This window comes from Nocardia asteroides, assembly GCA_019930625.1.
In the GTDB taxonomy this organism is placed as follows: Bacteria; Actinomycetota; Actinomycetes; order Mycobacteriales; family Mycobacteriaceae; genus Nocardia; species Nocardia sputi.
The window spans coordinates 4,381,865-4,408,022 of record CP082844.1 but is presented as its reverse complement, the minus strand read 5'-3'; the positions used below and the strand labels follow the sequence as shown (position 1 = coordinate 4,408,022).

Here is a 26,158-nt window from a genome sequence, read left to right as displayed (position 1 = left end):
GGCTACGCGGACTGCCGCAGGGCGCGCAGCGTCAGCGCGGCGTCCAACGCCGCGGCCGCCGCCTGCTCCCCCTTGTTCTCGGGCGATTCCGGCAGCCCGGCCCGATCCAGGGCCTGCTGCTCGTTGTTGGTGGTCAGCACCCCGTTCGCGACCGGCGTGCCCTCGTCCAGCGAGACACGGGTGAGTCCCGCGGTCACCGCGTCGCAGACGTACTCGAAATGCGGCGTGTCACCCCGGATCACCACTCCGAGCGCCACCACCGCGTCGTGCGACTTGGCCAGCTCCTGGGCCACCACCGGCAGCTCCATGGCGCCGGCGCAGCGCACCACCGTGATCTGCTGGACGCCCGCGTCCTTGGCCACTCGCTCGGCGTTCGCGACCAGGGTGTCGCAGATCTGGGTGTGCCAGCGCGAGGCGACGATGCCCAAGGTGAGGTCCTTGGCGTCGGCCAGCGCGAAGGTCGGTACCCCGGTACCGCTCATCGTTGTCCGCCTTTCCGGTCCGCTCGCAATTCAGTGCGCCGTCTCGCCGAGATCGAGCTCGTCGAGGCCGATCAGGTCGTGCCCCATCCGGTCCCGCTTGGTGCGCAAGTAGCGCAGGTTCTCCGCATTGGCGCGCAGCGGCATCGGCACCCGCTCGGTGATCCGCAAACCATAGCCGTCCAAACCGACCCGCTTGGCCGGGTTGTTGGTGAGCAGCCGCATCGAGCGAATACCCAGATCCACCAGGATCTGCGCGCCCGTGCCATAGTCGCGGGCATCCGCGGGCAGCCCCAGCTCCAGATTCGCGTCGACCGTGTCGTGGCCGGAATCCTGCAGCTGGTATGCCTGCAACTTGTGCATCAGACCGATGCCGCGCCCCTCGTGACCACGCATGTACAGCACCACACCGCGGCCCTCGGCCGCGACCATCTCCAACGCCGCGTCCAGCTGCGGACCGCAATCGCACCGCAGCGACCCGAACACGTCACCGGTCAGGCACTCCGAGTGCACCCGCACCAAGACGTCCTCGCCGTCGCTGATGTCACCGCGCACCAGCGCGACGTGCTCGACCTCGTCGTAGATGCTCTGATAGCCCACGGCCATGAACTCGCCGTGCGCGGTGGGGATACGCGCCTCGGCGACGCGCACCACGTGCTTCTCGTGCTTGCGCCGCCACGCGATCATGTCGGCGATCGAGATCATCGCCAGCTCGTGCTCGTCGGCGAAGACGCGCAGCTCCTCGGTGCGGGCCATGTGGCCCTCGTCCTTCTGGCTGACGATCTCGCAGATCACGCCCGCCGGACGCAGGCCTGCCATCCGAGAAAGATCCACGGCCGCCTCGGTGTGGCCGGGCCTGCGCAGCACACCGCCATCCTTGGCGCGCAGCGGCACCACGTGCCCCGGCCGGGTGAAATCGTCGGCCTTGGCGTCGGCGTCGGCAAGCAGCCGCATGGTGGTGGCGCGATCGGCGCCGGAGATGCCGGTCGTGATGCCTTCGCGCGCGTCCACCGAGACGGTGTAGGCGGTGCCGTGCTTGTCCTGGTTCATCGCGTACATCGGAGGCAAGCCGAGCCGATCGCAATCGTCGCCCGTGAGCGGCACACAGATGTAACCGGAGGTGTAGCGGATCATGAAGGCGACCAGTTCCGGAGTGGCCTTCTCCGCCGCGAAGATGAGGTCGCCCTCGTTCTCACGGTCCTCGTCGTCGACGACGACGACCGCCTTACCGGCGGCGATGTCGGCGACTGCGCGCTCGATGCTGTCGAACCTGGTCACGTCTGCTGTGCTCCATCTCGAAATAGGTGCCTCACCACAGTACTGGGTTGGTTTTGCGGCGCCCGCGGCGCTGCGTGTCCGGCGACCTCCCATGCTCACCATCGCGTCGCAGACGCCGGCACGCTCCGCCATCCCGGAACTCCCCGGAACCGGAAGGGGCTATCGCGCTCGCCGCCGCGCACTCGGCGAGCGGGCGGTCCCGGCTAGCCGCGCTGTTGGAGGCGTTCGACGTATTTGGCGATCACGTCGACTTCCAGGTTGACGGTGGTGCCGACGGTGGCGAAGCCGAGATTGGTCAGCGAGAGGGTGGTGGGGATCAGGGAGACCTCGAACCAGTCCCGGCTGCCGGTCTCGGCGGGCTCGTCGGAGACACCGAGTCCCGAGACGGTGAGCGAGATGCCGTCGACGGTGATCGAACCCTTCTCCACGACGTAGCGGGCCAGGTTCTCCGGCAGCGAGATCCGGACCACGTCCCAGTTCTCCGACGGGGTGCGCGAGAGCACGGTGCCGGTGCCGTCGACATGTCCCTGGACCAGGTGGCCGCCCAGCCTGCTGTTCAACGCGGCGGCGCGCTCGAGATTCACTTTCGAACCGACGTCCAGCTTGCCGATTCCGGACCGGTTGAGCGTCTCCGCCATGACATCGACGGTGAACGAGTCGCCGCCGAGCACCTCCACGACGGTCAGGCACACCCCGTTCACGGCGATCGAATCACCGTGTCCGGCATCGGAGGTCACCAGCTTGCCCTTGATCGTCAGCCGCGCGGCGTCGGTCAGCTGCTCGCTGGCGACGATTTCGCCGAGTTCCTCGACGATGCCTGTGAACATGTGCTCTGACTCCCTGTCGCGTCGTTGTCTTCCGGTTGCGGAACAGCGCGGGGCCCGGCTGCTATTCCCTGGTCTCCTCACCCTAATGACGCGCGGTCGCAGGAGACAGCGGCGTCCCGGACCGGTCACGCGACGCGATGACACTCCGGCGTGCTCGGCGAAAAGCAGACCGCAGGCCACGCCGGGGATGCTGGAACCGGTCGGTCCCATCGAGAATGGAACGAAATATGTCCACACCGGCCGCGCTCGCCGGGCGGCACAGGTTCAAGTAATCATTCGAGGGAATTCGCTGTACTGTGCGAATTAATTCACCCCGAAGGGGGGTTGCCGATTTATAGTCGATACCCTAACGAAACACTGCTATAACGGAGATTCCGCGCGTCGAAGACGTGGGAAGCGATATCGTTATGCGGCTGACTTCTCACGTTCAACTTTCCGCACGAGCAGTTCGATCGGACGCTGTACCAGGGCACACGGCCTACGGACCGCGCAGCCCGCCGCATGATGTCCACTCCTCGAGAAAGCCGGAGAACACAGTGGGACAATTCGGGCCGGACACAGTTGGGGGCGCGGTGTGACCACATTTCTCGATTCGACGCCGGAACTTCGCTGCCAACGCTACCGCCGCGAATTCCAGCTGCCGGTATCGATGGATCCCGGTTCGCATCGCATTCTCCTGCACATCGGCATCGACTACGGCGCCGTCACCATGCCCGCCGAACTCGGCGAGCAGGTGTTGCGGCGACTCGTCCAGGTCGGCATCGCCGGCCCGGTCGTCGAGCACCCCCGCGCGAGGCACTGGACCTTCCTCACCGGCCCCGCCGGGCCCGACGCGTTCAGGCCGCCGATCTCGGCCGAATTGTTCCGCCTGTACGCGGCGGTGGCCTGCGCGGGCAGCCAGGTGGTACTGCCCTCGCCGGACGACGAGCGCACCGGATACCGCGTGTGGATCCGCTCGCCCGAGGCAGGAGCCCGCCGTCCGCCGCTCAGCGTTGTGATCGAGACGATCCGCGCGGTCGCCCCGCGCAAAACCAGGGCCTGACAGACCTTTTCAGCGCGCCCACGCCGAGGCCGCCTGCCCGCGCAATTTCTGCACGGTCGCGGCGGGATCGGCGGTGCTGTAGACCGCGGACCCGGCGACGAAGCAGTCCACGCCCGCCTCCGCGGCCGCCTCGATGGTGTCGGCGTTGATGCCGCCGTCGATCTCGACCAGCAGCCGCAGCTCACCGGCATCCACCAGGTTCCGCACGATGCGCGCCTTCTGCAACACCTCCGGGATGAACGACTGGCCGCCGAAACCGGGTTCCACGCTCATCACCAGCAGCGTGTCGAATTCGCGCAGGATCTCCAGGTACGGCTCGATCGGCGTGCCGGGCTTCACCGAGAGCCCCGCCTTGCCGCCCGCGGCGCGGATGTCGCGCGCGACCGCGATCGGGTCGTCGGTCGCCTCCGCGTGGAAGGTCACATTGTGCGCGCCCGCCTCCGCGTACGGCGGCGCCCAGCGGGCCGGATCCTCGATCATCAGATGGCAGTCCAACGGGATGTCGGTCGCCTTCAGCAGGCTCTCCACCACGGGGAGGCCGAGGGTGAGATTGGGCACGAAGTGCGCGTCCATCACGTCCACGTGCAGCCAGTCGGCGCCTGCGACGGCCTCCGCTTCGTCCGCGAGGTGCGCGAAGTCGGCGGACAGGATGGAGGGGGCGATCATGGGAGCGGCCGGACGCGGGTAAGTCGGGTTGGACACAACGCCGGAGTCTAACGGTACCCAGGGTTGTCCAGCGCGGGAGTGGGTAGCCTGCATAGGGTGATCAACATTTCGGCGGAACAGGGGCTTTACAGCACCCCGGTGGAGATTCGGGTGGCGGCATCGGTGACACAACTGCCCATCGTGCGTGGGCTCGCCGAAACCCTCGTCCTACTCAGCGAATTCACGCTGGACGAGGTGGCCGACATCCGGCTGGCCGTCGACGAGGTCTGCTCGACCCTGATCGCTGTCGCCGCCCCGGAAACGAGCCTGAACTGCCGGTTCACCGTCGGTGACACCGAGTTGCTCGTCCGGGTCGAGGGCATCGCGGAGAAGCCGGGGCTGCCCGACCAGCGCAGCTTCGGCTGGCACGTGCTGCGCACCCTCACCGACGCGGCGGAGGCCACACAGGATACGTTCGACCCGACGATTTCCGGATATCCGACGACGGTCGAGTTCCGTCGGGTCCGGGGGAAGGCGTAGTGGCGGACGAAGACACCGTGCTCGACGCACAGCGCGACGACGACTCCGACACGCTGACCACGGAGGACGCCGTCGAGGAGAGCGAAACCCTGGAAGCGGCGAGCGCGGTTCCAGGCTACGACGACGTCGGCCTGCTCTTCGAGCAGCTCGCCACCAGCGAACCCGGAACAGCGCGGCACACCGCGCTGCGCGCGGAGCTGATCAGCCGATGCATTCCACTCGCCGACCACATCGCCCGCAAGTTCAGCGGACGCGGTGAGCCGTTCGACGACCTGACCCAGGTGGCGCGGGTCGGCTTGGTGCACGCGGTGGATCGTTTCGACGTGGAGCGCGGTTCGAATTTCCTGTCCTTCGCGGTGCCGACCATCATGGGCGAGGTCCGCCGATACTTCCGCGACAACACGTGGGCGATGCGAGTGCCGCGGCGGGTCAAGGAGACTCACCTACGCATCGGCGCCGCGATCGACAGCCTCTCCCAAACCCTCGGCCGCTCGCCGACGGCGAAGGAGATCGCCGCGGAGCTGGACGTCGATCCGGACGAGGTGACCCAGGCGGTCATCGCGGGAAACGCCTACCAGCCGAGTTCGATCGACGCGGCAACGCTCGGCCGCGACACCGACGCCTCACTGCTGGACACCCTCGGCGAAGAGGAGTCCCAGTTCGATCGGGTCGAGGAATACGTCGCGATCCGGCCGCTGCTGGCCGGTCTGCCCGAGCGGGAACGGCGCATCCTCACCATGCGATTCTTCGAATCGATGACTCAGACCCAGATCGCGCAGCAGATGGGTATCTCCCAGATGCACGTGTCCCGCATCCTCGCGAAAACGCTTGCCCGCTTGCGAGAGCAATCCAGCCGGGAATGACCGGGCTCAGCGGGTTTCGCGTTCCCGCTGCTTGCGCAGCTTCGCCGCAGCGGTGAGCCACCAGGCCGCGTCGAGCAGTTCCCGCAGGTGGTCGGGCGCGACGCGATCGAGGTCGACCAATATGTAGGCGTAGCCGTCGTAGTGCGGTGTGGTGTAGAAGGCCGGGTCGCCGGAGGCCAGCAGCGCCTCCTTCTCGGCGAGATCGCAGGCCAGCGCGAGGCCGCCTTCGGCCTCGCTGCGCAACCGGGCGAACCCTTTACCGCCGACCTTCAATGCCGGGCTGCGCCACCAGGTGGATTCCTCCACCTCCGGGAGTTCGGCCGCCATCGCCACCACGTCCTGCCACGTCATCGTCATGCTCCGAGTGTGCGGCGCCACCGCGTGCCACGACTTGGACGAATGGAATGCCCCGCCCGCTCAGCGGGGCTTACGCAGCGCGGCCAGGAACATGGCGTCGGTGCCGTGGCGGTGCGGCCACAGCTGCGCGCCCGGCCCCTCCCCGACATCGGTGACTCCCGGTAGCAGCTCGCGAGTGTCGAGTTGCTCGGCGCCGAGGCGCCGAACGGCGTCGGCGACGATCGACACGGTCTCCGGTAGATGCGGCGAACAGGTCGAGTACACCACGACACCACCGGGGCGCAGCAGATCCCAAGCGGCGGTGAGTAATTCACGCTGCAAGACGACGAGGTCGCGGACGTCGGACGGGGTCCGCCGCCAGCGCGCCTCGGGTCTGCGACGCAGCGCCCCGAGGCCGGTGCACGGCGCGTCCACGAGGATGCGGTCGTAACCGGGAGTCAGTCCGCTGGCGCGGCCGTCGACGACGTGGATGTCGACCGGCAGGCCGTGCACGGCTTTGCGCACCAGTTCGGCGCGGTGCGCGGCGGGCTCGACCGCGTCCACCCGGAAGCCGTCGATCGAGGCGATGGCGCCGAGCAGCGCGGCCTTGCCGCCCGGTCCGGCGCAGAGATCGAGCCAGCGTCCGTTGTCCGGTCCGTCGATCGCGGCTCTGGTGAGCGCCAGCGCCACCAGCTGGCTGCCTTCGTCCTGCACGGCCGCCATGCCTTCGCGTACCGGCTCGAGCTTGCCCGGATCGCCGCCCTCCAGGTAGACCGCGTACGGCGACCAGCGACCTTCCTCCCCGCCGGTGACCAGCGCGAGTTCCTCCGCGGTGATGTCACCCGGGCGAGCCACCAGATGTACCAGCGGGCGGGCGTCGTCAGCAGCGAGCACCTCGCGAAGTTCCGCCGCTCGCGCTCCCAGCGCGTCGGCGAACGCCTGCGCGATCCACACCGGATGCGCGTATTCGAAGGCCAACCGGCCGATCGGGTCGGCGGGCGCGAGCGCCTCGACCCACTGCTCCGGGGACTTCTCCCCCGCCCGCCGGAGCACGGCGTTGACGAAACCGGCCTTGCCCGCACCGAATTCGGCGCGCGCCAACGCCACCGAGGTGTCCACCGCGGCGTGCGCGCCGATCCTGGTGCGCAGCAACTGGTAGACGCCGAGCCGGAGCACGTCCAGCAGGGGTCCGTCGATCTTTTCGATCGACCGGCCCGCGCCTTCGGCGATCACCGCGTCGAGCAGGCCCAGCGACCGGCACGCGCCGTAGGCGAGTTCGGTCGCCAATGCGGCGTCGCGCCCCGACAATCCCCGTTCCCGCAGCAGGCCGGGCAGGACGAGGTTGGCGTAGGCGTCGCGCTCCCGGACCGCGCGCAGCACATCCCTGGCGACCGACCGCGGCGGATCGGCGGCTTCTTTGCGATGCGGTCGTCCGGTAGGGCGAGCGGGCTCTTTGGATCCCGCGGCCGGACGCCGCGAGGTGGCACGCTCGGGTCGCCCTGCCGAGCGTTGCCCCGAGGGAGTGCGCCGTTCGTCGCGATCACGCCCGGCGGCCTCGGCTCGGCCGCTTCCGGAACGCTGGTCGGCCGCCCGTGGACGGCCCGCGCCGTTGCGATCGCGTCGCGTGCCGCTCGACGGGACGCCCTGCGCTCGAGCCCGGCCGGGCTCGCCGGACCGCTTCGGCGCGGTGTCTCGTTCGTCGCGCCGCCGGTTGGGTGCGTCGTCGCCGGGCCGGTCGCCGCGCGGCGTCACTCGACCACCGCGCCGGGCTGCAGGCGGGCGCCGCGCGCCCAGTCGAGGGCTGACATCATGCGCTTGCCTTGCGGCTGCACTTGGTCCAATCGCACGGCGGTGGTGGCGGTGCCGACGAACACACCGGACTTGCGGACCTCGATCACACGCTCCGGCAACTCCTCCTCGACCAGTTCGACCGGTCCCAGCTTCAACCGGGTGCCGCCGACCTCGGTCCATGCCCCCGGAGCGGGGGTGACCGCGCGAATCCGCCTGCTGATGGCCAGAGCTGGTTGGTCCCATCGGACGTGCCCGGCCTCGACACCGACCTTGGGCGCGTACGAGACGCCGTCCGTCGACTGTGCCACCGCCTGCAAGGTCCCGTCCTCCACCCCGTCGAGCGTCGCTTCCAGCAGGCGGGAGCCGCTGTCGGCCAACCGCTGCAGCAGAGTGCCCGCCGTGTCGGTGACGGTGATCTTCTCGGTCACCATGCCGAACACCGGACCGGTGTCCAACCCGGCCTCGATCTGGAACGTGGAGGCGCCGGTGATCTCGTCACCCGCGTCGATCGCCGCCTGTACCGGCGCCGCGCCTCGCCACGCGGGCAGCAGCGAGAAGTGCAGGTTGATCCAGCCGAAGCGCGGGATGTCGAGAATCTGCTGGGGCAGCAGCGCGCCGTAGGCGACGACGGGACAGCAGTCCGGCGCCAGTTCCGTGAGCTGCGCGACGAATTCCGGTTCCGAAGGCCGCCCCGGCGTGAGCACCGGTATGCCGTGCTCGTCGGCCAGCTTGCCGACCGGCGACCTCGTCACTTTCCGGCCACGCCCTGCCACCGCGTCCGGCCGCGTCACCACGGCGATCACCTCGTGCCGCGCCGATGCCAGCAAACGACGCAGTGAAGGAACCGCCGGTTCCGGGGTCCCCGCGAAGACGACGCGCATCAGCGGCCCACCCCGAACGGGTTGGGCCGGCCCGCGCCACTCATCGACCGTGCCGGGCGCACGGTCGTTCCGGCCGCGAACCAGTCGGATTCGCGGATCACCCGCATCGCCTCCTTGCGCTGGGCCGGATCGAGACGGTCGATGAACAGCACCCCGTCGAGGTGATCGGTCTCGTGCTGCACGCACCGCGCCAGCAGCCCCTCCGCCTCGAACGCGACCGGCGCGCCGTCGAGGTCCACACCGGAGGCGCGCACCCGCAGCGCCCGGCGCGTGTCGTAACGCACACCGGGAATCGACAGGCAACCTTCCGGCCCGACCTGCTCTTCGTCGCCGACGACCTCCCACCGCGGGTTCACCAGATGCCCGGCGGCATCGCCGGTGTCGTAGACGAACACGCGCAGTCCGACCCCGATCTGCGGGGCCGCCATCCCGACCCCGCCGTCGTCGTGCATGGTCTCGGTCAGGTCGGTCACCAGCTGCCGCAGATCGCGGTCGAACGCGGTGACCTCCGCGGCGCGGGCACGCAGGATGGGATCGCCGAACAGGCGAACGGGCTGGATGGTCACGGCTGGCTCCCGGAAGCGGACGAGTACGGTCGCCTCATTCTAGTGAGGCGACCGGAAATCCCCGATTCACCAGGCAGAAGCTGGTAGAACTCCTATGCGGTCCGGGCGGGGTGTCGATCCCTCCGCCCGGCCGCCCGGAAAAGCCCTGGTCAGCGGCTTGCCAGTGCACCTGACCTGCTTCTCACCTGCAGGTTCACAACATGTCGCTGCATTTCAGTACCGAACGTAAGGAATTGTGGTGACGGCGCGTTGGCTGTCGAGGTCATCGTTGAGCAAGCCGAGGTGTTCTTTCTCCGCGACGTCCCCGTCTCGATGAGGGCATTGTCACAGCCGATCCAGCCGCAGCCGCCGCTCGGCATCTGGCGACTGGGTACCACGTCGGCTCTGGGGGTGAAGTCGAAGCCAGCGCCCCAGAGAACTCGTGTATCACTTTGCTCTCCGAGGGCGGGTCGAGGAGTTGTCTTCGGGGCTGTGGGGTTACACCTGATCACATGACCACGATCGAAAACGGCCAAGACTCAACCCCCTTTCGTTCCTGGGCCGTTGTCCGGGCATGCAGTTGCCCGTCACGGCCGCGGTGAGTCGTCGACGCTTCCTTCCGTCCTCCGCGCCCCGTCACCGTATCCGGCGATCGGTGGCGTCCACGCTGTCGTCCGAGAAGGTGAGCGCGACCAGCTCTATCGCGTCCTGCTGTGGGACGGCGAAGGCAACGCCCTGATCGCCAACCCCCTCGGCTGGCTGGAAATCGCTGCCGACGCCCCGGATTCCTCCGCCTGGAAGAACGACCACCGTCAGCGGCCGAATAAGTCCGTGATCCCACGTGCAACCGCCGGTCCACCAGCATTTCTCCATGCACACTCGATGGAAAGTGTGTCTAAAGCTTTGTTGCACAACATTACTCGTGATCAAATGGATTCGTCGTGCCCGGTCCTCACAACACCGGGGGTGCGGCACCCGCAGGTAGACAACGACCCCGGCCCCTCATCAACCGACTGTGAGGCAAGCCGGGGTCGTTTTCGGCTGTGCTGTGCTGTGGTGTCGAGGTGTTCGACGGGTGCCGGTGATCGCCTGTTCTGACGCGGGGCGGGTGTGGTTTGTCGTGTTGGTCGTGGCTGTTGGTGGGTGGGGTGTGTCGGTGATGATGTGGCGGTGGAATGCCGCGAGGTGGTCGATGGCGTCGCGGGCGTCACCGAGCAGGTCGGCGGCTGCGTGGTGGACGTGTGGGGCGTGGTCCCAGATCTGCAGTCGTGCCGGGACGTGTGCCTGGACGCAGCGGCGGGCCAGGGCTTCGGCGTCCGGGCGCAGGTATTCGGTCGAGCCGACCTGGATCAGGACCGGCGGCAGTCCGGTGAAGTCGTGGTTGACCGGTGACCATGCCGGGTCGAGCCGTCCATCGACGGCGAAGCCGTGGCGGGTGATGATGTCCATGCCCCGGGCGGGTAGGTAGGCGTCGCGGTGGCGGTTGGGGTGGTTGTCGCGTTGGGTGGAGTCGAAATCGGCCCAGGGTGCGATCGCCGAGATCGCGGCGGGCATGGGTAGTCCGCGTTCGCGGGTGGCCAGCGCGAGGCCGAAGGCCAGGCCGCCGCCGGCGGAATCGCCGGACACGATGATCCTCTCGGCCCCGAAGCCGTGCTCGAGCAGGTATCGATACGCGGCGACCGCGTCGTCGAGGGTGTCGGTGATGTGAGCGTGCGGCAATTGGCGATAGTCCACGTTGAATGCAGGTATACCGCTCGCGTGCGCGATCTTGGCGACCAGACGACGATGGGTGTTCAGACCGCCGCAGATGTATCCGCCGCCGTGGAAATACAGCAGTGCTGCGTGCTGTGTGTACCGCGGGTCGGGCAGGTCGCCATGCCATAACCATTCAGCGCGCCAGTTGTCTGCCTGCACGTTCGCGCGTCGGGTGCCGTGCGGGGCCACCAGCATCGCGGCCGGGAGATCCAGCAGGCGACCGAACCGGCACAGCTGCTCGAGGGGGTGGCGGCCACCTGTGTGGGTCAAGGCGGCCAACCCCACCCCGATCGTGGCTTGCAGCAGCGGGTGGGCGACTCGCGTGGCGATACTCGCCCGGTTCGGCCGCTCCACGCTCAGCGACGACAGCCCCGACCGCGACGACGCCCCCGGGCGGGACCGCGAGAGCGGGGCGGTCATCGCCGTGCCCCCAGCGGGCCGGTCCACGGCGCGGCAATGAAGTCTTGGTCGGAGTCAGGCCACGTCCAGGTCGTTCCTGTGCTGCAGGCCGGCCACGATCGCGGGCCCGGATGGCGCGGGTCGGTCATGACAGCTGCCGGGCCGCCGCTGGGCAGCCGATGCGGTAGGTCACACCTGTTCGGGCAAGTTCGTAAGCGTCGCACCCTTGGGAACCTTCCGGCTCTGAGAATCGCTCAACTGACATCAGCAATATTCAGGCGATCGGAATGTGTGGCACATCAGCACATGACGGGGCACTACCTACGACACCCCCTAGCAACCCCCGTCGGCCGGTTCATGGCAGGCCAGCGACGCGAGCGCGCAGTTCGGGGCCTGGCCGGTGGTGAGGGCCGGTTTGCGGCCGGTGCTGGACCGGCCGACAAGGGGCTCGTTCCCGCAAACGGCGGTAGATCCCTCCCTGTGATAACTGCCGCGTAGCGGGTAGCCGTGGGCTGTCGGATTCAACACCGCCGATGGCGGTCGTTACCGGCTATCCGAATGCCGCAATCGCAACCTCAGCCGATCGGAGCATCGGCCCGGAGACACCCATGGTCACCCCCGTCGCAGCACGAAACCGGTTCACCGAGACCGATCCCCTCACCAACGGTGGGTCCCCGCACCGCCCGCCCGGCGGCATGCACGCCCGGCCACCGTCGGCGTCCGAACCAGACACGCGACTGATACCGGCGCCGGTGCTGCTCGGTGCCGTGTTACTCGCCCTCGGCGTGGTCGCGCTGGTTGCGCTGCGTTCGGGCGCACGCATTCTCGACAAGGCCCGGCAGTGGGGGTGATCAGCGCGGTCGCCACCTCCACGGTGAAGGTGGTCACCGGGATGATCCGGGTTGCTCGAGCCGTCCGGGACCAGGCCGAGCAGAAGACACGCCCAGACCCCGCGCTCATCCGCAAGCGACTCGAGCAGATCGCCGAAGCCGCCGCCGCGGGCGAGCTGTCGCAGGCGGAAAAACTCGCCGCCCAGCAACAAGTGTTTCGCCGGATGCAGCGCTACCCCCTATGAGGGGTGCCGTCAACGATCGTCATCCTGTACCAGACCCGGTCAAGGAAGGTCGGCGTTTTCGCGCGTGATGCAGACGCCGAACACACCACCGACGACAACCAGCCCATCCGGCCCACTCCTGCCCGGATCCGCCGCAAGGGCGACCCGATGACACCCGAGGAAACCGACCTCCGTCGAGCGCGCGCTCGGGTGCACCTGCGTGAGGGTCATGTGCGGCGACGTCGACGACCGGATTTGTGGAGGCCGAGCCTCAGACCGACTCTTGGGGATAAGCGAGATCGTAAGCGCGGGAAACTTTCTTGGGTACGACCATGCGCCAAGCATCGACGACGAGTTCACGGGCCTCGGTCGGGTCCAGGGCCGCGAGGTTGGACTCGATCCAGTTGAAGCGCATGTCCGATGCCGATGGCATCTGAAACTTGTGCGGCTCGCTGGCGACGAGCGCCGCTCGCTCCTCCCGGGGGAACGCGAAACCCATCACGGTCTCGTCGAGTGAGAACGCCACGTAGACGATTTGCTTGACGCGGAACTTCAGCCTGCCACGTACATAGACCTGGTACGAGCGTTCCAACTCGGCCCCCAGTGGGCTGACGTCTTCGATCACCGCCATGGTCGGACTCCTTCGGTTCCGCTGAATGCGACCTCGGGAACTGGGCCCGCCACCGCCGCTGCGGCGCACGCGCTTTCGCCACGTCGGCAGTCAGCCATGTCTGGACTCCTGTCTTTCGGTCTATCCAGAAGCTTCGACGAGGGAGCCACCTGGGATTCATCGGTGCAGTCGAGGTCGTGTACACGCTCCTGCGGAGGCCCTGTACTCGGCATGATGGTGCGATCGGCCAGCGTCGGACGCGCACTACTGCTCGTTGATCTTCCGAGGTGTCGCGCCGGGCCGGTTCGGTCAGCGTGATCAGCGGCATTATGGTGCGTGCCGCCGGTTCAGGATGCCTCCCAGCCGGGCGGTTACAGGGTGAGCATGGCGGCAGCGACCTGGTCGGCCGCGGCGTGCCGAAGGGCAGTACCCATGTCGTCGAGGACGAGCAGTCGCGCCGCGGGGATCTCGGCGGCGAGAACCTCGCCGTTGCCGACCGGGAAGAACGGGTCGGCGCGACCGTGCACCACGAGCGTGGGCACGTCGAGTTCACCGAGCCGCTCCCGCCAGCGCGGGGCGCAGTCGATGCGGGAGAACACCATCCCGAGCTGGTTGGCCTGGTGCACCGCGGGATCACTCGACGGCGTCCGGTCCCAGATTCGGGCCGCCGTCGCCCGCGCTTCCCGCGGATCGTTGCCCTTCGACTCGGCCGCCGCGGCGGCGAACGCCGCGACGGCATCCCGGTCGGTCCAGTCCGGCATCGGGTGGGAGAACAGGGCAACCATGAACGCGGGGTCGTGGTCGGGCAGGTCCTCATCGACCGGGCCCGGCGCTACCGGCCGGGTGCCGACAAGAGTCAGTGCGGAGAACACCTCCGGGTGATCCAGCGCGGCGACCTGAGCGACCATCCCCCCGACACCGACCCCACCGAGGTGGGCGGTCCCGGCGCCGAGCGCCCCGACCAACGCGGCCGCGTCGGCGGCGAGATCCCGCAGGTCGTACGCCGGATTCTCCGGGTCGAGGGTCGTCGACGCGCCGGAGTCACGCAGGTCGTAGCGGACCACGCGCCGCCCACCCGACGCGAGCCGCTCGCACAGCGCGTCGGGCCAGGACAACATCGTCGTGCCGCCGACCAGCAGGACCAGCGGATCCTCCTCGCGGCCGAAGCTCTCGATGCCGAGATCCACACCGTTCGCCCGTACGGTGGTCATGTCGAATCGGAACGGTCTCGTCATGCCTGGACTCCTATCTGTCGGTATCTCCAGAGGTGTCGACGACAGGCTCAGCCCAAAGTCATCGGTGCAGCCCAGATCGCGTCCACACTCCCGCAATCGCCACAAACCCGACAACAGCGGTTGTCCCGGCTGAATGCTCGCGGTATGCCATGTCGCCATAACTGGCCGCTCACGGGGAGTCGCAACTGGCCGTACTTGGGAACTCCCGGTGGCCGCTGACACCCCTTCCAGCTTCCGGTTCGGGCTGCGAGGTGGCGCAGGGTATCGATCACTCCGCGCGCGTCCGCAGCGAATACGACAAGCGGATCCGCACGCTGCCCACCGGCGGACTAACCGAACCCTGGCCTGGTCCCATCGTGATCAACGCTTGGCTTAGCTGGACGCCGAGGTTGACCAGGGGCGTCGTTGAGGATCGCCTCAGCAGCGGCGAACGACATCGGCGCCCGCCTCAGCGCGTGGACTCCGGCGCCGACGAACACGACGAAGGCCTCACCCCGCCCTGACACCGACCCAACCGGAGCGTCTGCCGCCGGTAGCCACATTCCTTCCGGCACCGTGACCTGGTCGGTCAGCCTTCGTTTGCCGCTCCTGACGAGTCCCCCAACGACACCGCTCGGGGGCGCCCGGCTGGTGGACGGGAAACCCACATCTGAGGTGGGGTCCACGAGCTTGTCGGGATTGGGGCGCGCGAGGAAGTGGAGCGCGGTCGCCGCGACACGGTCGTGGTGTCGGATCGCTGACGACATGCGTCCCGGAAAGTTTTCGAGAAATCCGGGGGAGGCGGTGTCGGATCGGGGTGGTGGTGTTCGTTGCAGGGGTAAGGCTGCCCACCAGGGGCGGCGCCAAGGCAAAGGAACCGATCATGAAGCTGACGACCATGACCCAGGTCACCATCGATGGAGTCATGCAGGGAAACGGCGCCACGTCGGACGACCGCAGGAACGGATTCGAGCGCGGCGGATGGGCCCGGGGGTGGGGCGACAACGCGACCGTGACGTACCTCAACGAGACCTTTCAGCGTGCCGACGCGTTCCTGTTCGGCCGGCGGACCTATGAGCTGTTCGCCCGCGCGTGGGGGTCCCTGACGGTCCAGGATGTTCCTGGCTGGGAGCCCGTCTGGCGGGCGTTGGACACACGGCCCAAGTACGTGGTGTCGACCACACTCACCGATCCGGCGTGGTCGGGCACCACTGTCCTGTCTGGCGATCCTGCGGCCGCCATCGCGGACCTGAAGGCCCAGCCGGGGGGTGAGCTGCAGGTGCATGGCAGTGGCGCCCTGATCCGGTGGCTGCTGGAGAACGATCTGGTCGACGAGATGACTCTGGTTGTCGTTCCTGTGGTTCTCGGCCAGGGCGCGCGGTTGTTTCCGGATGACGGCCCGGATCTTGCACTCGACGTGGTCGAATCGCGAGTCGACTCGAAAGGCGTGACGATTCAGGTCTACCGGCCGGCCGGGCGCCCGCGGTACAAAACCGCCTGAAGCACTGACCGGTACACCCACACTGTCTTGACACCGAAGGAGATGATCTTCAGATGCAGTACCTGATTTCCGTGATCGATGACGAGACCAACTCGGCCACTCCGGACGAAACCGAGGAACAGGACCGCCACGCGGCGATCGACGCGTTCAACGACCGGCTCCAGGCCGGGGGCCACTGGGTCTTCGGCGGCGGCCTCGCCTCGCCCGACTCGGCCACCGTCATCGACAACCGGAGTGAGCGAGCGTTGTTCACCGACGGGCCCTTTCTGGAGTCCAAGGAGTATCTGGCCGGCTTTTGGGTCATCGAGGCCCCCGACCTCGACGTTGCGCTCGAGCTCGCCGCCGACGGGTCGAGGCAGTGCAATCGCAGGGTCGAGGTGCGGCCGTTCGGGTGAGCGGGGTCGAGGTTCGCGAGGCGGTCATCCGTGCCCACCACGAGGAGTGGGCGCGGGTGGTGGCTGCCCTGACCAGGCGTTTCGGTGATCTCGACCTCGCCGAGGAGGCAGCGGCGGAGGCGTTTGCGACCGCCGTCGAGCGGTGGCCGGCCGATGGCGTTCCCCCGAGCCCCGGCGCCTGGCTGACCACCACCGCCAACCGCAAGGCCATCGACCGGATCCGGCGCGAGAACAAGCGAGACGACAAACACAAGCAGGCTCGGATGGTGCACGACGACCCGCCCGAGGCTTTGGGCGCGATCGATGACGACCGGCTCCGGCTGATCTTCACCTGCTGTCACCCGGCGCTGGCGATGCAAGCCCGCGTGGCGTTGACACTGCGCATGCTCGGCGGGCTGACCGTGCCCGAGATCGCCCGTGCCTTCCTGGTGCGGGAGTCGACCTTGGAGCGGCGGATCACCCGCGCGAAAGCCAAGATAAAGGCGGCTCGCATCCCTTATCGGATGCCTGCCGCCGAGGATCTCCCGGCTCGGGTCTCCGGCGTACTCGCCGTCCTGTTTCTCGTGTTCAACGAGGGCTACCTGGCGACCGGCCCCGACACCGACCCGATACGTCACGACCTGACCGCCGAGGCGATCCGGCTCACCCGTCTGATCCGTGCTCTCCTGCCGGACGACGGCGAGGTGGCCGGGCTGCTGGCGCTGATGCTGCTCATCGAAGCCCGCCGCCCCGCCCGAATTTCGGCCAGCGGCGAACTGGTCGCTCTGGCCGAGCAGGACCGTGGGGCCTGGGACGCGGCGCTGATCGCCGAGGGCCATCGGCTGGTGCGCGAGCGCCTCGCCGCTGCCGCCGCCGGGGTGGCTGCGGGTCGCTACCAGATTCTCGCGGCGATCAACGCCGTGCACACCTCCGCTCGCGACATCCGCGACACCGACTGGTCACAGGTTCTCGCACTCTACGACCAGCTCGCCCGCCTGGACCCCTCGCCGATAATCACCCTCAACCGAGCCATCGCGGTTGCCGAAGTCGACGGCCCACAGGTGGCACTGGCCGCCGTCGACCGTCTCGAAGCCACGTTGGCCGGCTATCACGCCTACCATGTGACCCGCGCCGACCTGCTGCGCCGGATGGGCCGCAGCCAAGAGTCGCGCGCGGCCTACGACACTGCCATCGAGCTGGCGGGCAACACCGCCGAGACCACCTACCTGATCCGCCGTCGCGATCAGCTGCGATAGCGCCCAGGGATCGATCTTGCAAGGACGACTTTGTGGTTGAGAGGGTCGCCGTAGTATCGGCCGAATTTCGGGCCCATTGTCGTTGTTTCCGCGCGCTTACTACTGGAACCCCTGGTGGGCGAGCAGATTTCGGTTTCCGCCAATTACCGGCACCCCGAGTTGTTCGGCCGAGGCTTGTACCCAAGGTTCAGGAAAGGTCGTGTGTCATCTCGATGCTCGGTGGCGCGGCTTCGAACCCGAAGGCTTCGTATCGCCCGTGGGGCGGAATCCATTGCGCAGGTAGAGGTTATTGGCAGACTCGTTGTTGCTACGTACCCAGAGCTCGACCGCCCGGCAGTCGTGTGCACGGGCCCAGTCGAGCGCGATCTGCACCAGACGGTCCCCGGTACCGGTACCCCGCGCGACCGGATCGACGATCATCGCCGCCAGGGTCAGCACGTGGGGATCGGATCCCGGGAGCAACCGGACCCGACCGACAGGCAGTTCCCCGTAGAAGGCGGCGAACGTCTCCGTTTCGTCGAAATGCTGGCGGTAATCCTGCTCGGTTTGGCGTTATACCTTGGCCAAGGTGGCGGAGATGTCGAGGGGGTCCCGACCGGCGTTTCGGATCGCCAAGTATTGGTTCACCGGCCAATCGTCAGGAACTAGTCGCCGGACTTCGGTCGCGGCGAGTTTGACACCCTGTGCCTCTGCCAGCGCTTGCAAACGCTCGAGGTGCGGGTTCTGAGGCACGGGGTTACCGGCGCGAGGGTTGCCGAGCACCTCTTGACCTTGTTCACCGCGTTGGGTTTCAGCGCTGTAGCCTCGCCGGCCTTCAGGGGGTGCGAATTCCTTCGCGACCTCCTTGCCCGGCGGGCCACTCGAGCCGGTCGAACGTTCCAGTTGTGCGGCGTTCGCTCGATCGGTGGCAGCGTATGCTCGGGCGGTGGCCTCGACGGCTTTGGCACCGATGCGGTCGCCGCCGACGGTGTCGGCGAGATGCCCCGCCACCCGTGAGGCTTGCAAGTCCAACCGTTCGGTCGCGTGTAGGAGGGCCCGTATCATCTCCGTCCCCAGCATCTTGCCCCCATGCTATGCGGCCACCCGACCATCCGCTCAAACGAGCCACACAAACGCAATCGCCCTCGACCGGCATCCGCTGACCGTTACGCCAAGCAGAAGCAGAACTGTCTGCAGCGACCGGGAACAGCATCGATGCATCGTGCAGGGCTCTTGACATTCCCGCCCGCAGTGGCAGGCTCTCGGTTTCGTGTCCGAAACCGAGAACGTCGCAGCTCAGGCCGTAGCGGTATCGGCCCGCAAGTAGGCGTAGACAGTTTCGCGGCTGACACCGAACTGCCTGGCCAGCGCCGCTTTCGACTCCCCTCCGGCCGCCCGGGCACGCAACTGGGCGGCCTGCTCGGGGGTGAGGGCGGGCTTGCGGCCGGTGTAGACGCCGCGGGCCTTGGCCGCCGCGATACCCTCGCGCTGGCGTTCCAGGATCAGGGCGCGTTCGAACTCGGCGAAGGCACCCATCACACTCAGCAGCAGATGCGCCATGGGTGAGTCCTCCCCGGTGAAGCTCAGCGACTCCTTCACGAACTCCACCCGCACACCCTTACTGGTCAGGGTACGCACCAACCGGCGTAGGTCATCGAGGTTACGGGCCAGCCGATCCATGGAGTGCACGATCACCGTGTCACCGTCGCGCACGAACTCCAGCAACTCCCCCAGCTGCGGACGTGCAGTGTCCTTACCGGAAACCTTGTCGATGAAGGTGCGCTCCACCTCGATCCCCTCCAGCTGCCGCACCGTGTTCTGATCGAGGGCGCTCACCCTGACATAGCCGACCCGCATAACTCTCCCTCCACGACCTACATTGTCGGGATGGAGTTTATGAGCCTGCTGGACATCCGTCAGAAAATGCGAACTTGCACTCCATTCTGACGCTTTTCGGCCCGGTCACGGACGTGGTGTTGGGGTGTACCCCAAACACACGCCCCGTAAGGCGATTCCCCTGAGCGCCAAAGCAGCCGTGGATCTGAACCGGCGAGGCGGGTCGGGGTGATGTGGCGGCTGTGGCCCTGCGGGAGGGGGAGCTGACGCCTTCGGGGTGATCCGTCCTAGGCTCCAAAGATTTCGCGGGCGCGAGTTTTCCATTCCTCGATCAACTCGCGTGATTGCCGGTCGAATTCTTGCCGGTCGGTCTCGGGCCAGGTGTCGACGTCCATGTCCAGGCCGCGTTCGGTGACGAACTGCATGAAGTGGGCGGAGGTGGCCTTGCTGCGCTGCCGAATGAACTCACGTTCCTCAGGGGGGATGTTCACAGTTTCTTCATCCCGAACCATATCGATCCTCGCATCAGTGTCTCTCCGAGCTTCGGGTCGTCCCCCTCGAGCAGGGCCAGCTCTTGCGGCGACGGGAACCCGGTAACCGGTCCCTGAAATCTCTGTTTGATTTCCTCGAGCATGGCGACATCGGAATCCGAGGGTACCAAGCCGTCAGCGATGATGTCGTCGATCCGTTGCTGGATGTAACCGACGGACTTGCCGAGTTTATGTGGATCGGGATCCCAGTCGTAGCCAGCCTTCGCCCATACATACCCGCCGTCGTCGTCCTCTGCCCTCAGCTCGATGCGGTCTACTCCTGATCGCCGGTAGTAGTTCTCGATCGATGCGGAAAACGCCGTAGAGAAACCCTTCCCCCTGAAGTCCTCTTCGAGCCTCATGATCTCGTTGATGACTACCAGTTTGCCTTCACTATCACGTTCGAAGTTCCGCAGCAGCGTGCCTACCTCAGCGCCATCACCGTCGCGGATAGTCGCCTCGAGGAACAGATGTCTCGTCCCGTCTCCGGTCCAGCTCTCCTCGCACCAGGCCCGGACGTCTTCGACTCGGTAGAGGCCGTACCGACGTTCGAGCCCTTTGAACGCGTTGGTCAGCTCGAGGTCGTCGGCCGCGCCGGTGTGTGCTTTGTCGACCAGCTCGCCCAAGGGTGGCATGTGCGACAAGTCGGTGAAGCGGTCCATCGGCGAGGACGCAAGGGGCGCGGGGGCAGCGCCGTGAAATCTCTGGTCCCGGTCACCCAGCGCGGCCGAGATCTCGTGCCCACCGTGCTCGTCGCCGCCCCGAGCGCCATGCACCACGGCGGTGGTCCCATGGGAGAAGCCATGCAATCTGTCGCTGAGACCGCCAGCCTCCCGGGCTGCCAGATTGCTCAGGTGCTGCCGAAGTCTGTCGAGCAGTTCGATAGCAGGGCTGCTCTTCATGACGGGCAACCTCGATCATCGCCTGCACAGGTCTTGATCGTGAATCTGTCGAGACACCGGCGGGGTGCTGCACCGCAGCTGCCTCGGCACCGCGCCACCCCAGGCACTTCCGGAACGACTGTCAGCGCGGATCGGAGTGGAGCCCGTCGGGCTCCGCCCACGCTCTTCCTCATCGCTTTTCCACGCACAGTACGACCGATCACAGGATTAGCCACGTACCTGGACAGAGTACAAACATGCCTGCCGGTCGGTCTGTTCTCAACCCTGGGGGCGCATTCACGCGCCGACGATCGGCACTACCGAGCGGAAGTGGGGGTTCACCACAGTGCCAGGCCCGTGGGCGGCTTGCTCGCTCGATGGCAGGTACGCTCCCGCCTCGCGGGCGGACTCAGCCGGAGTTCGAGCATCGGAAATCGGTCGGCCTTCGGTAGCAGACAGGCTTCATCCGATTGCAGTTCTCACCCGTCGATTCGGAGTCAGATACCGAAGATTTCCCGGGCGCGGGCCTTCCACTCCTCGATCAACTCGCGTGATTGCCGGTCGAATTCTTGCCGGTCGGCGTCGCGCCAGGTGTCGACGTCCATGTCCAGGCCGCGTTCGGTGACGAACTGCATGAAGTGGGCGGAGGTGGCCTTGCTGCGCTGCCGAATGAACTCACGTTCCTCAGGGGAGATGTTCACAGTTTCTTCATCCCGAACCATATCGATCCTCGCATCAGTGTCTCACCGAGCTTCGGGTCGTCCCCCTCGAGCAGGGCCAGCTCCAGGGGGGACGGATACCCGGAAACCGGCCCGTCGAACCGCGACTTCATCTCCATGAGCCTAGCAACATCGTTGCCGGATGGAACCAATCCGTCGTCGATGACCGTGTCGATGCGATTGGAAATCAGATTTACTGATCTCTGCAACATGACGGGGTCGGGATTCCAGTCGTAACCCGCTTTCGCCCAATGATATCCACCGTCCTCCCGGGACGCCTGCAACTCGATCCGATGTACTCCTGACCGCCGGAAGTAGTTTTCGATAGCTGAAGAGAACGCGGTGGAGAAGCCTTTCCCACGGAATCCGTCTGCGAGTACTGTGACTTCGTTATTGGCAACCAGTAGACCATCGCTGTCACGCCAGAATTCATACATCAACAGACCCGCATCCGCGCCGGAGCTATCGCGGATTTCGGCGCTCATGGTAACCGTTGCCGGATAGGTCTGCCCGAACTGCGTCGACCCCCTCTCGAAGAAAGCGCCCACGTTCCTGACGTGGTAGGGCCCGTACTGACGTTCCAGCCCTTTCAATGCCGACGTCAGCTCGCGCTCGCCCACTTCTCCCCTTTTCGCGGCGTCGAAAAGATCACCGAGATGCGGCATATGCGACAGGTCGGCCACAACCCTGCCCGGCGAAGCCACCGGCCCGCTGTCCCCAGACCCGACACCGTCACCATCCCAGCGAATCGCGCGACCGAGCTCGGCATCGAGACGAACTTCGTCTCCGACCCCCTCCTCGAGGCCGTTGCTGGTGTCGCGCAACGGTTGCGAAGCAGCCTTCCCCACGCCCGGGCCCACAGAACCCACCCGCCGAACGAAGCTACGGAAGAACTCCTCCCACCTCCTGGAGAAAACCACTCCACCATTCTGGACTGCCCCAACCCAGCAACCCATCCACCTGTGACGGCACCGCGGCTTTCAGCCAGGCGTCAGACTGTGACCTTCAGCCCCTACCCCCACCGACACTCGGGCCGTGGGCGATGACGAGGTCGCCCTCGATGTGGACCGCGGCGGCGGACTGGGTCAGTTCGGCGGCGCGTGTGGGTGCCGGGACGGTCCACCAGCCCTTACCAGTGCCCCTGGGCAATGGGTTGACGTCGCTATCAGGGTTTGCGGCCGACGGCGCCGTAGAGCGATACCTTCTTGTCGTGGCTTCGCGGAGGCTGGATGCCGCCGGTGCGCCATCGGTGGATCACCTCGACACCGGGATCCACCAGTTCCAGATGCTGGAAGAATCGTGCGACTTCCCCCCGGGTGCGCGGCCGCACGGGAATCCCGCGATCGGCATAGACCTGCAACAGCCGTGCCATTCCTTCGGGATCATCAGACCCGGCGTCGAAGTCCGTCGTGACATGCGACATCGCCAGATAAGAACCCGGCACCAGCGAGGCCATCAGAGTGTTGACGACGTCGTAAACATCGCCGGGCACGAAGTGCAGCACGGCCATCAGCGACACCGCCACCGGTTGCGACAAATCCAGCGTCGCTTGCAGTTGCGGCACGGCGAGGATGGCCGCCGGGTCTGCGGCATCGGCCTGGATGTAGGCGGTGCGGCCCTCGGGCGTGCTCACCAGCAGCGCCCTCGCATGCGCGAGCACGACCGGGTCGTTGTCGACATACACCACCCGCGATTCCGGTGCCAGGCCTTGGGCGACCTGGTGCAGGTTGGGCTCGGTGGGGATACCGGTGCCGATATCGAGAAACTGGCGAACCCCCTGCCCGACGAGAAAGCCAGTGACGTGGCGCATGAACTCGCGGTTGGTGCGCGCCGTCAACCGAACCGCCGGAAACTCCCGCAGTGCCTGCTCAGCGGCGGCTCGGTCGGCCTCATAGAAATCTTTACCGCCCAGAAAGTAGTCATACATCCGGGCCGGGTGCGCCACATCGGCACGCAGATCGATGAAGCCGTCGGACACAGCAGGGTTCTCCTCGTGGGGGGTCGAGTTCGGTCAGTACCCCGCAGGTATACCGCAAGCTTCAACCACTTGTTCGAGGAATGAAAAACGCATGCTCGCACAACCTTCCGAACATGAGACAGACACCCGAAGGCGTCAGCACACCCCACGCGACCGCCGCCGCACGCGGGTTGTCGGTCAAAGGGGCAGGTAATCGCTGAGGGTCGTGTGGGCGCGATCAGGCTGGGAGAGAGAAGCCCTTGGGGGGCGCGCCCTCGGCGAACAACATCTGCACCCGAACTTTGCCTTCTCGTATCTGACGGGCTTGCCGGTATTCCGGCGAGTCGTACCACTGCCGAACCCGATCCATGTCGGGGAACTTGTCGACGCTCTTCGAAATGTAGGCCGGTGGCGCTCGTCGAAGATCGGCCACTTGGTGGTTGTTTAGTCTGCCGTGTTGTCTGTTCGCATGGACGGGAGTGTGTCGATTTCGGTGTTGCGGAGTCGGTAGCTGTTGCCTTTGAGGGTCAGGACGTCGGCGTGGTGGACGATGCGGTCGATCATGGCCGCGGCGACGACGTGGTCGCTGAATACGTCGCCCCAGCGGGAGAACGGCAGGTTCGAGGTCAGGATCAGCGAGGCGTGTTCGTAGCGGCTGGAGACCAGTTGGAAGAACAGGTTGGCTGCGTCTTGTTCGAAGGGGATGTAGCCGACCTCGTCGATGATCAGTAGTCCGTAGCGGCGGAGTTTGGCTAGTTCGGCGGCGAGGCGGCCGTGCTGGTGGGCGGTTTGTAGGCGGGTGACCCATTCGACGGCGGTGGCGAACAGGACGCGGTGGCCGTGGTGAGCGGCGGCGATGCCCAGTCCGATCGACAGGTGGGTTTTGCCGGTTCCCGGAGGCCCGAGCAGCACCACGTTCTGGGCTTTGGTGATGAACTGGCCGGTGCCCAGATGCGCGATAGCGTCGCGTTTGAGGGCGGGCTGGTGGTCGAAGTTGAATTCCTCGATCGCTTTGCGGGCGGGGAAGCCTGCTGCGCGGATGCGGATCTCGGCGCCGGAGGACTCTCGGGATGCCACTTCACGGGACAGGACCGCGGCGAGGTATTCCTCATGCGTCCAGCCGGCGTCGCGGGCTTGGTCGGCCAGGCGGGCGGCGCTGTCGCGGATGCGGGGGGCCTTCAACGCGTTGGCGTAGTACTCGATCTGCTTGGCGGTGTCGGTGGGTGCGGCCATCACGCGACTCCCTCGCTGCCGAAGTCGACGCCGAAACAGGCGTCGTAGTCCGCGAGGTTACGCACCAGCCCGCCATCATCGTCGCCACTGGATCGGGATTGTTTGTGGCCGAATGCTTCCCGCAATTGCGCAGCGGTGCGGACATGGGCGGGGTCGGTGATGGTGACCGCTTTCGACCAGGCTCTGCGGTGGGTGGCCACCAGCAGCCCGTCGCATCGGGCGGTGACGGTATCCAGATCGGCATGGATATCGATCAACCGTCCGATCACCGTCGGGTCGATCGAGTAGTCGTTGCCCAAAACACGCAGGTAGTAGTCGCGCGGCAGCCTCGCGCGGCTGGTGAACCCGACCGCCGGGGCGATCGGCGGCAACACCGTCATCGCGGCCCGGTCGACACCGACCAGCTCCGCTGGGGATCCCGCGATCCGCCGGACGTGTCGAGCGTTGGCGATCGGCAACCACTCGGCGAGCTGGGCGTTGAAATCTGCTGGTGAACTGAACGACCGGCCGGGCAGGAACGAGGTCTCGAGATAGCCGTTCACGCGTTCGACGATGCCCTTGGACTCGGGGTCGAACGGCTTGCACTGGATGATCCGGGTGGCCAGCATCCCGGTGAACGCCACCACCCCGGCTGCCAGGTGTCCACCCTTGCCGATCCCTGATTCGTTGTCCCACAACAGCCTGCGCGGGACCTCCAACTGCCCCGACAACAGCGACCACATCCCAGCCAGCAGATCCGCGGTAGTCCGGGTCGGAATCATCATCGCGGTGATGAACCTCGAGAACGAAGCGACCATCACCAGCACCGGGGGCGTCCCGACCTGACCGGCACCCAGAGGGATCGGTGCCGGAGGGAACCACAGATCGCACTGCGCCTGATCCCCGGGCCGATACTCCAGCCGGTCCGCCGGATCCTTCGGTGCGTACTGCGGGCGCAGGACCGCGACTTTCTTACGGAACCACGACTGCGACCCTGACCAGCCCACCCGCTCGGCGACCACCGACGCCGGCAGCGCCGGGAACTCCGCCAGCAACTCCCGCACCAGCGGCTCGAACTCGTCGAACGCCGAGGGGCCCGACACACGCTGATATCGCGGCGGTGACTCCGACGCAATAGCCCTCGAGACCGTGTCCCGCGAGATGCCCAACCGGGCCGCGATCGCCCGCATCGACAGGCCCTCAGCATGGAGATACCTGATCTGCGCCCATTCCTGCACTGAGATCACCCTTCCGATCGTGGATGGGTGGCCGATTTTCAAAGAGCGCCGATGGCCGGATTTTCGAAGAGCGCTGACAGAACTCGATGACCAGGAATCGAGGTGAGTCCCAGGTTCCCTCCACTGGTTCGGGCGTGGGGCCTGCGACCAGATAGCGGCCGCCATAGCTGAGGATCGACTTTTGGGCCACCGGGGCGTAGGTCGCGCGGCATGCGGCGGCCGACGGCTCCCTGCGTGCGTGGCTCGCGCGTACCGGGCCCCCAAGCGGCGCGCTGCGGTGTCCGAGCGAGTGTCCGCCGCCGGATAGCACCAGCTCGGCGGCGAAACAGCTCGTCGTGTCGTCGCCATGGCTGCGACTTCCCCCCGTTGTCCATAAAATGATCAATTGTTGGGCACGGGTCGGCCCAGTGCCGGCT

At 66.8% G+C, this 26,158-nt stretch carries 31 protein-coding genes and 1 pseudogene; 8 read left to right on the top strand and 24 right to left on the bottom strand.

Annotation, left to right across the window (positions count from 1 at the left end):
* Nucleotides 1-2: 2 nt before the first annotated feature.
* From ribH to K8O92_20395, 3 genes are all read right to left on the bottom strand, one after another.
* Nucleotides 3-482 (bottom strand): 6,7-dimethyl-8-ribityllumazine synthase, encoded by a 480-nt coding sequence (gene ribH / locus K8O92_20405; protein ID UAK30293.1) that lies wholly within the window; start codon nt 480-482, stop codon nt 3-5.
* Between the two features lie 30 nt (nt 483-512).
* A complete protein-coding gene (locus K8O92_20400; GenBank protein ID UAK30292.1) occupies nt 513-1,757 on the bottom strand; it encodes a bifunctional 3,4-dihydroxy-2-butanone-4-phosphate synthase/GTP cyclohydrolase II in 1,245 nt (414 codons plus the stop codon).
* A gap of 203 nt (nt 1,758-1,960) precedes the next feature.
* Nucleotides 1,961-2,584 carry a riboflavin synthase gene (locus tag K8O92_20395; protein ID UAK30291.1) on the bottom strand — a complete coding sequence of 208 codons (624 nt, stop codon included), beginning with the start codon at nt 2,582-2,584 and terminating at the stop codon, nt 1,961-1,963.
* Between the two features lie 574 nt (nt 2,585-3,158).
* On the opposite strand from K8O92_20395, the gene K8O92_20390 reads away from it, so the two are divergent.
* Nucleotides 3,159-3,626 (top strand): hypothetical protein, encoded by a 468-nt coding sequence (locus K8O92_20390; GenBank protein UAK30290.1) that lies wholly within the window; start codon nt 3,159-3,161, stop codon nt 3,624-3,626.
* Nucleotides 3,627-3,635: 9 nt separating this feature from the next.
* On the opposite strand, the gene rpe is transcribed toward K8O92_20390, so the two are convergent.
* On the bottom strand, nt 3,636-4,292 hold the full coding sequence (gene rpe, locus K8O92_20385; protein UAK35838.1) for a ribulose-phosphate 3-epimerase: 657 nt from the start codon (nt 4,290-4,292) through the stop codon (nt 3,636-3,638).
* Between the two features lie 96 nt (nt 4,293-4,388).
* Between rpe and K8O92_20380 the strand changes: the two genes are divergently transcribed.
* Both K8O92_20380 and K8O92_20375 read left to right on the top strand, forming a co-directional pair.
* The gene (locus tag K8O92_20380; protein ID UAK30289.1) at nt 4,389-4,811 is read left to right on the top strand and encodes an ATP-binding protein; all 423 of its coding nucleotides are present in this window, start codon (nt 4,389-4,391) and stop codon (nt 4,809-4,811) included.
* An 89-nt stretch (nt 4,812-4,900) separates the two neighbouring features.
* Nucleotides 4,901-5,674, top strand: a complete 774-nt coding sequence (locus tag K8O92_20375) for a SigB/SigF/SigG family RNA polymerase sigma factor (GenBank protein ID UAK35837.1) — start codon at nt 4,901-4,903, stop codon at nt 5,672-5,674.
* Nucleotides 5,675-5,680: 6 nt separating this feature from the next.
* Here the strand turns inward: K8O92_20375 and K8O92_20370 are convergent, their stop codons facing one another.
* From K8O92_20370 to K8O92_20345, 6 genes are all read right to left on the bottom strand, one after another.
* On the bottom strand, nt 5,681-6,031 hold the full coding sequence (locus K8O92_20370; GenBank protein ID UAK30288.1) for an MmcQ/YjbR family DNA-binding protein: 351 nt from the start codon (nt 6,029-6,031) through the stop codon (nt 5,681-5,683).
* Between the two features lie 60 nt (nt 6,032-6,091).
* Entirely contained in the window at nt 6,092-7,762 is a 1,671-nt protein-coding gene (locus K8O92_20365; GenBank protein UAK30287.1) for an rRNA small subunit methyltransferase B, read from the bottom strand.
* A complete protein-coding gene (gene fmt, locus K8O92_20360) occupies nt 7,759-8,682 on the bottom strand; it encodes a methionyl-tRNA formyltransferase (protein ID UAK30286.1) in 924 nt (307 codons plus the stop codon). Before fmt ends, K8O92_20365 begins: the two co-directional genes overlap by 4 nt.
* Entirely contained in the window at nt 8,682-9,248 is a 567-nt protein-coding gene (def, locus tag K8O92_20355) for a peptide deformylase (protein ID UAK30285.1), read from the bottom strand. Before def ends, fmt begins: the two co-directional genes overlap by 1 nt.
* A gap of 615 nt (nt 9,249-9,863) precedes the next feature.
* Nucleotides 9,864-10,100 carry a hypothetical protein gene (locus tag K8O92_20350; GenBank protein UAK30284.1) on the bottom strand — a complete coding sequence of 79 codons (237 nt, stop codon included), beginning with the start codon at nt 10,098-10,100 and terminating at the stop codon, nt 9,864-9,866.
* 132 nt (nt 10,101-10,232) lie between these two features.
* Complete coding sequence (locus K8O92_20345; protein ID UAK30283.1) at nt 10,233-11,402, bottom strand: alpha/beta hydrolase; 1,170 nt, start codon at nt 11,400-11,402, stop codon at nt 10,233-10,235.
* A 587-nt stretch (nt 11,403-11,989) separates the two neighbouring features.
* On the opposite strand from K8O92_20345, the gene K8O92_20340 reads away from it, so the two are divergent.
* Nucleotides 11,990-12,232: a hypothetical protein gene (locus tag K8O92_20340; protein UAK30282.1), complete on the top strand. Its 243-nt coding sequence runs from the start codon at nt 11,990-11,992 to the stop codon at nt 12,230-12,232.
* Nucleotides 12,223-12,456 (top strand): gas vesicle protein G, encoded by a 234-nt coding sequence (locus K8O92_20335; protein ID UAK30281.1) that lies wholly within the window; start codon nt 12,223-12,225, stop codon nt 12,454-12,456. The genes K8O92_20340 and K8O92_20335 overlap by 10 nt, the downstream gene beginning before the upstream one ends.
* Before the next feature lie 250 nt (nt 12,457-12,706).
* Here the strand turns inward: K8O92_20335 and K8O92_20330 are convergent, their stop codons facing one another.
* Together K8O92_20330 and K8O92_20325 are read right to left on the bottom strand one after the other, a co-directional pair.
* Nucleotides 12,707-13,066 carry a hypothetical protein gene (locus tag K8O92_20330; GenBank protein UAK30280.1) on the bottom strand — a complete coding sequence of 120 codons (360 nt, stop codon included), beginning with the start codon at nt 13,064-13,066 and terminating at the stop codon, nt 12,707-12,709.
* A 350-nt stretch (nt 13,067-13,416) separates the two neighbouring features.
* Complete coding sequence (locus tag K8O92_20325) at nt 13,417-14,256, bottom strand: alpha/beta fold hydrolase (GenBank protein ID UAK35836.1); 840 nt, start codon at nt 14,254-14,256, stop codon at nt 13,417-13,419.
* 886 nt (nt 14,257-15,142) lie between these two features.
* Here K8O92_20325 and K8O92_20320 point away from each other — a divergent pair.
* The 3 genes from K8O92_20320 to K8O92_20310 are packed head-to-tail and all read left to right on the top strand — an operon-like array spanning nt 15,143 to nt 17,390.
* A complete protein-coding gene (locus tag K8O92_20320) occupies nt 15,143-15,760 on the top strand; it encodes a dihydrofolate reductase family protein (protein ID UAK35835.1) in 618 nt (205 codons plus the stop codon).
* 53 nt (nt 15,761-15,813) lie between these two features.
* The gene (locus K8O92_20315) at nt 15,814-16,155 is read left to right on the top strand and encodes a YciI family protein (protein ID UAK30279.1); all 342 of its coding nucleotides are present in this window, start codon (nt 15,814-15,816) and stop codon (nt 16,153-16,155) included.
* Nucleotides 16,152-17,390: a sigma-70 family RNA polymerase sigma factor gene (locus tag K8O92_20310; GenBank protein UAK30278.1), complete on the top strand. Its 1,239-nt coding sequence runs from the start codon at nt 16,152-16,154 to the stop codon at nt 17,388-17,390. Before K8O92_20315 ends, K8O92_20310 begins: the two co-directional genes overlap by 4 nt.
* Nucleotides 17,391-17,594: 204 nt before the next feature.
* On the opposite strand, the pseudogene K8O92_20305 reads toward K8O92_20310, so the two are convergent.
* The 12 genes and pseudogenes from K8O92_20305 to K8O92_20250 all read right to left on the bottom strand — a co-directional run bounded on the left by K8O92_20305 (nt 17,595) and on the right by K8O92_20250 (nt 25,932).
* Nucleotides 17,595-17,930: pseudogene (locus K8O92_20305) on the bottom strand (GNAT family N-acetyltransferase).
* 12 nt (nt 17,931-17,942) lie between these two features.
* Nucleotides 17,943-18,449, bottom strand: a complete 507-nt coding sequence (locus K8O92_20300) for a hypothetical protein (protein UAK30277.1) — start codon at nt 18,447-18,449, stop codon at nt 17,943-17,945.
* Between the two features lie 216 nt (nt 18,450-18,665).
* Nucleotides 18,666-19,226 carry a recombinase family protein gene (locus tag K8O92_20295; protein ID UAK30276.1) on the bottom strand — a complete coding sequence of 187 codons (561 nt, stop codon included), beginning with the start codon at nt 19,224-19,226 and terminating at the stop codon, nt 18,666-18,668.
* Between the two features lie 266 nt (nt 19,227-19,492).
* Complete coding sequence (locus tag K8O92_20290; GenBank protein UAK30275.1) at nt 19,493-19,696, bottom strand: hypothetical protein; 204 nt, start codon at nt 19,694-19,696, stop codon at nt 19,493-19,495.
* A complete protein-coding gene (locus K8O92_20285) occupies nt 19,693-20,637 on the bottom strand; it encodes a hypothetical protein (GenBank protein UAK30274.1) in 945 nt (314 codons plus the stop codon). The genes K8O92_20290 and K8O92_20285 overlap by 4 nt, the downstream gene beginning before the upstream one ends.
* A 476-nt stretch (nt 20,638-21,113) precedes the next feature.
* Entirely contained in the window at nt 21,114-21,317 is a 204-nt protein-coding gene (locus K8O92_20280; GenBank protein UAK30273.1) for a hypothetical protein, read from the bottom strand.
* Entirely contained in the window at nt 21,314-22,255 is a 942-nt protein-coding gene (locus tag K8O92_20275; GenBank protein ID UAK30272.1) for a hypothetical protein, read from the bottom strand. Before K8O92_20275 ends, K8O92_20280 begins: the two co-directional genes overlap by 4 nt.
* A 245-nt stretch (nt 22,256-22,500) precedes the next feature.
* On the bottom strand, nt 22,501-23,262 hold the full coding sequence (locus K8O92_20270) for an SAM-dependent methyltransferase (protein ID UAK35834.1): 762 nt from the start codon (nt 23,260-23,262) through the stop codon (nt 22,501-22,503).
* 268 nt (nt 23,263-23,530) lie between these two features.
* Entirely contained in the window at nt 23,531-23,725 is a 195-nt protein-coding gene (locus K8O92_20265) for a DUF1330 domain-containing protein (GenBank protein ID UAK30271.1), read from the bottom strand.
* Between the two features lie 11 nt (nt 23,726-23,736).
* Nucleotides 23,737-24,525: an IS21-like element helper ATPase IstB gene (gene istB / locus K8O92_20260; GenBank protein UAK30270.1), complete on the bottom strand. Its 789-nt coding sequence runs from the start codon at nt 24,523-24,525 to the stop codon at nt 23,737-23,739.
* Entirely contained in the window at nt 24,525-25,751 is a 1,227-nt protein-coding gene (gene istA, locus K8O92_20255) for an IS21 family transposase (GenBank protein UAK30269.1), read from the bottom strand. The genes istB and istA overlap by 1 nt, the downstream gene beginning before the upstream one ends.
* Nucleotides 25,705-25,932 (bottom strand): DUF1330 domain-containing protein, encoded by a 228-nt coding sequence (locus K8O92_20250; GenBank protein ID UAK30268.1) that lies wholly within the window; start codon nt 25,930-25,932, stop codon nt 25,705-25,707. The genes istA and K8O92_20250 overlap by 47 nt, the downstream gene beginning before the upstream one ends.
* Nucleotides 25,933-26,158: the final 226 nt, after the last annotated feature.

Coding starts and splice junctions, on each gene's coding strand:
- ribH (UAK30293.1), bottom strand. CDS start 482: ATGAGCGGTACCGGGGTACCGACCTTCGCGCTGGCCGACGCCAAGGAC.
- K8O92_20395 (UAK30291.1), bottom strand. CDS start 2,584: ATGTTCACAGGCATCGTCGAGGAACTCGGCGAAATCGTCGCCAGCGAG.
- rpe (UAK35838.1), bottom strand. CDS start 4,292: ATGATCGCCCCCTCCATCCTGTCCGCCGACTTCGCGCACCTCGCGGAC.
- K8O92_20370 (UAK30288.1), bottom strand. CDS start 6,031: ATGACGATGACGTGGCAGGACGTGGTGGCGATGGCGGCCGAACTCCCG.
- fmt (UAK30286.1), bottom strand. CDS start 8,682: ATGCGCGTCGTCTTCGCGGGGACCCCGGAACCGGCGGTTCCTTCACTG.
- K8O92_20350 (UAK30284.1), bottom strand. CDS start 10,100: ATGGAGAAATGCTGGTGGACCGGCGGTTGCACGTGGGATCACGGACTT.
- K8O92_20345 (UAK30283.1), bottom strand. CDS start 11,402: ATGACCGCCCCGCTCTCGCGGTCCCGCCCGGGGGCGTCGTCGCGGTCG.
- K8O92_20340 (UAK30282.1), top strand. CDS start 11,990: ATGGTCACCCCCGTCGCAGCACGAAACCGGTTCACCGAGACCGATCCC.
- K8O92_20330 (UAK30280.1), bottom strand. CDS start 13,066: ATGGCGGTGATCGAAGACGTCAGCCCACTGGGGGCCGAGTTGGAACGC.
- K8O92_20325 (UAK35836.1), bottom strand. CDS start 14,256: ATGACCACCGTACGGGCGAACGGTGTGGATCTCGGCATCGAGAGCTTC.
- K8O92_20320 (UAK35835.1), top strand. CDS start 15,143: ATGAAGCTGACGACCATGACCCAGGTCACCATCGATGGAGTCATGCAG.
- K8O92_20315 (UAK30279.1), top strand. CDS start 15,814: ATGCAGTACCTGATTTCCGTGATCGATGACGAGACCAACTCGGCCACT.
- K8O92_20300 (UAK30277.1), bottom strand. CDS start 18,449: ATGCTGGGGACGGAGATGATACGGGCCCTCCTACACGCGACCGAACGG.
- K8O92_20295 (UAK30276.1), bottom strand. CDS start 19,226: ATGCGGGTCGGCTATGTCAGGGTGAGCGCCCTCGATCAGAACACGGTG.
- K8O92_20285 (UAK30274.1), bottom strand. CDS start 20,637: ATGAAGAGCAGCCCTGCTATCGAACTGCTCGACAGACTTCGGCAGCAC.
- K8O92_20270 (UAK35834.1), bottom strand. CDS start 23,262: ATGTATGACTACTTTCTGGGCGGTAAAGATTTCTATGAGGCCGACCGA.
- istB (UAK30270.1), bottom strand. CDS start 24,525: ATGGCCGCACCCACCGACACCGCCAAGCAGATCGAGTACTACGCCAAC.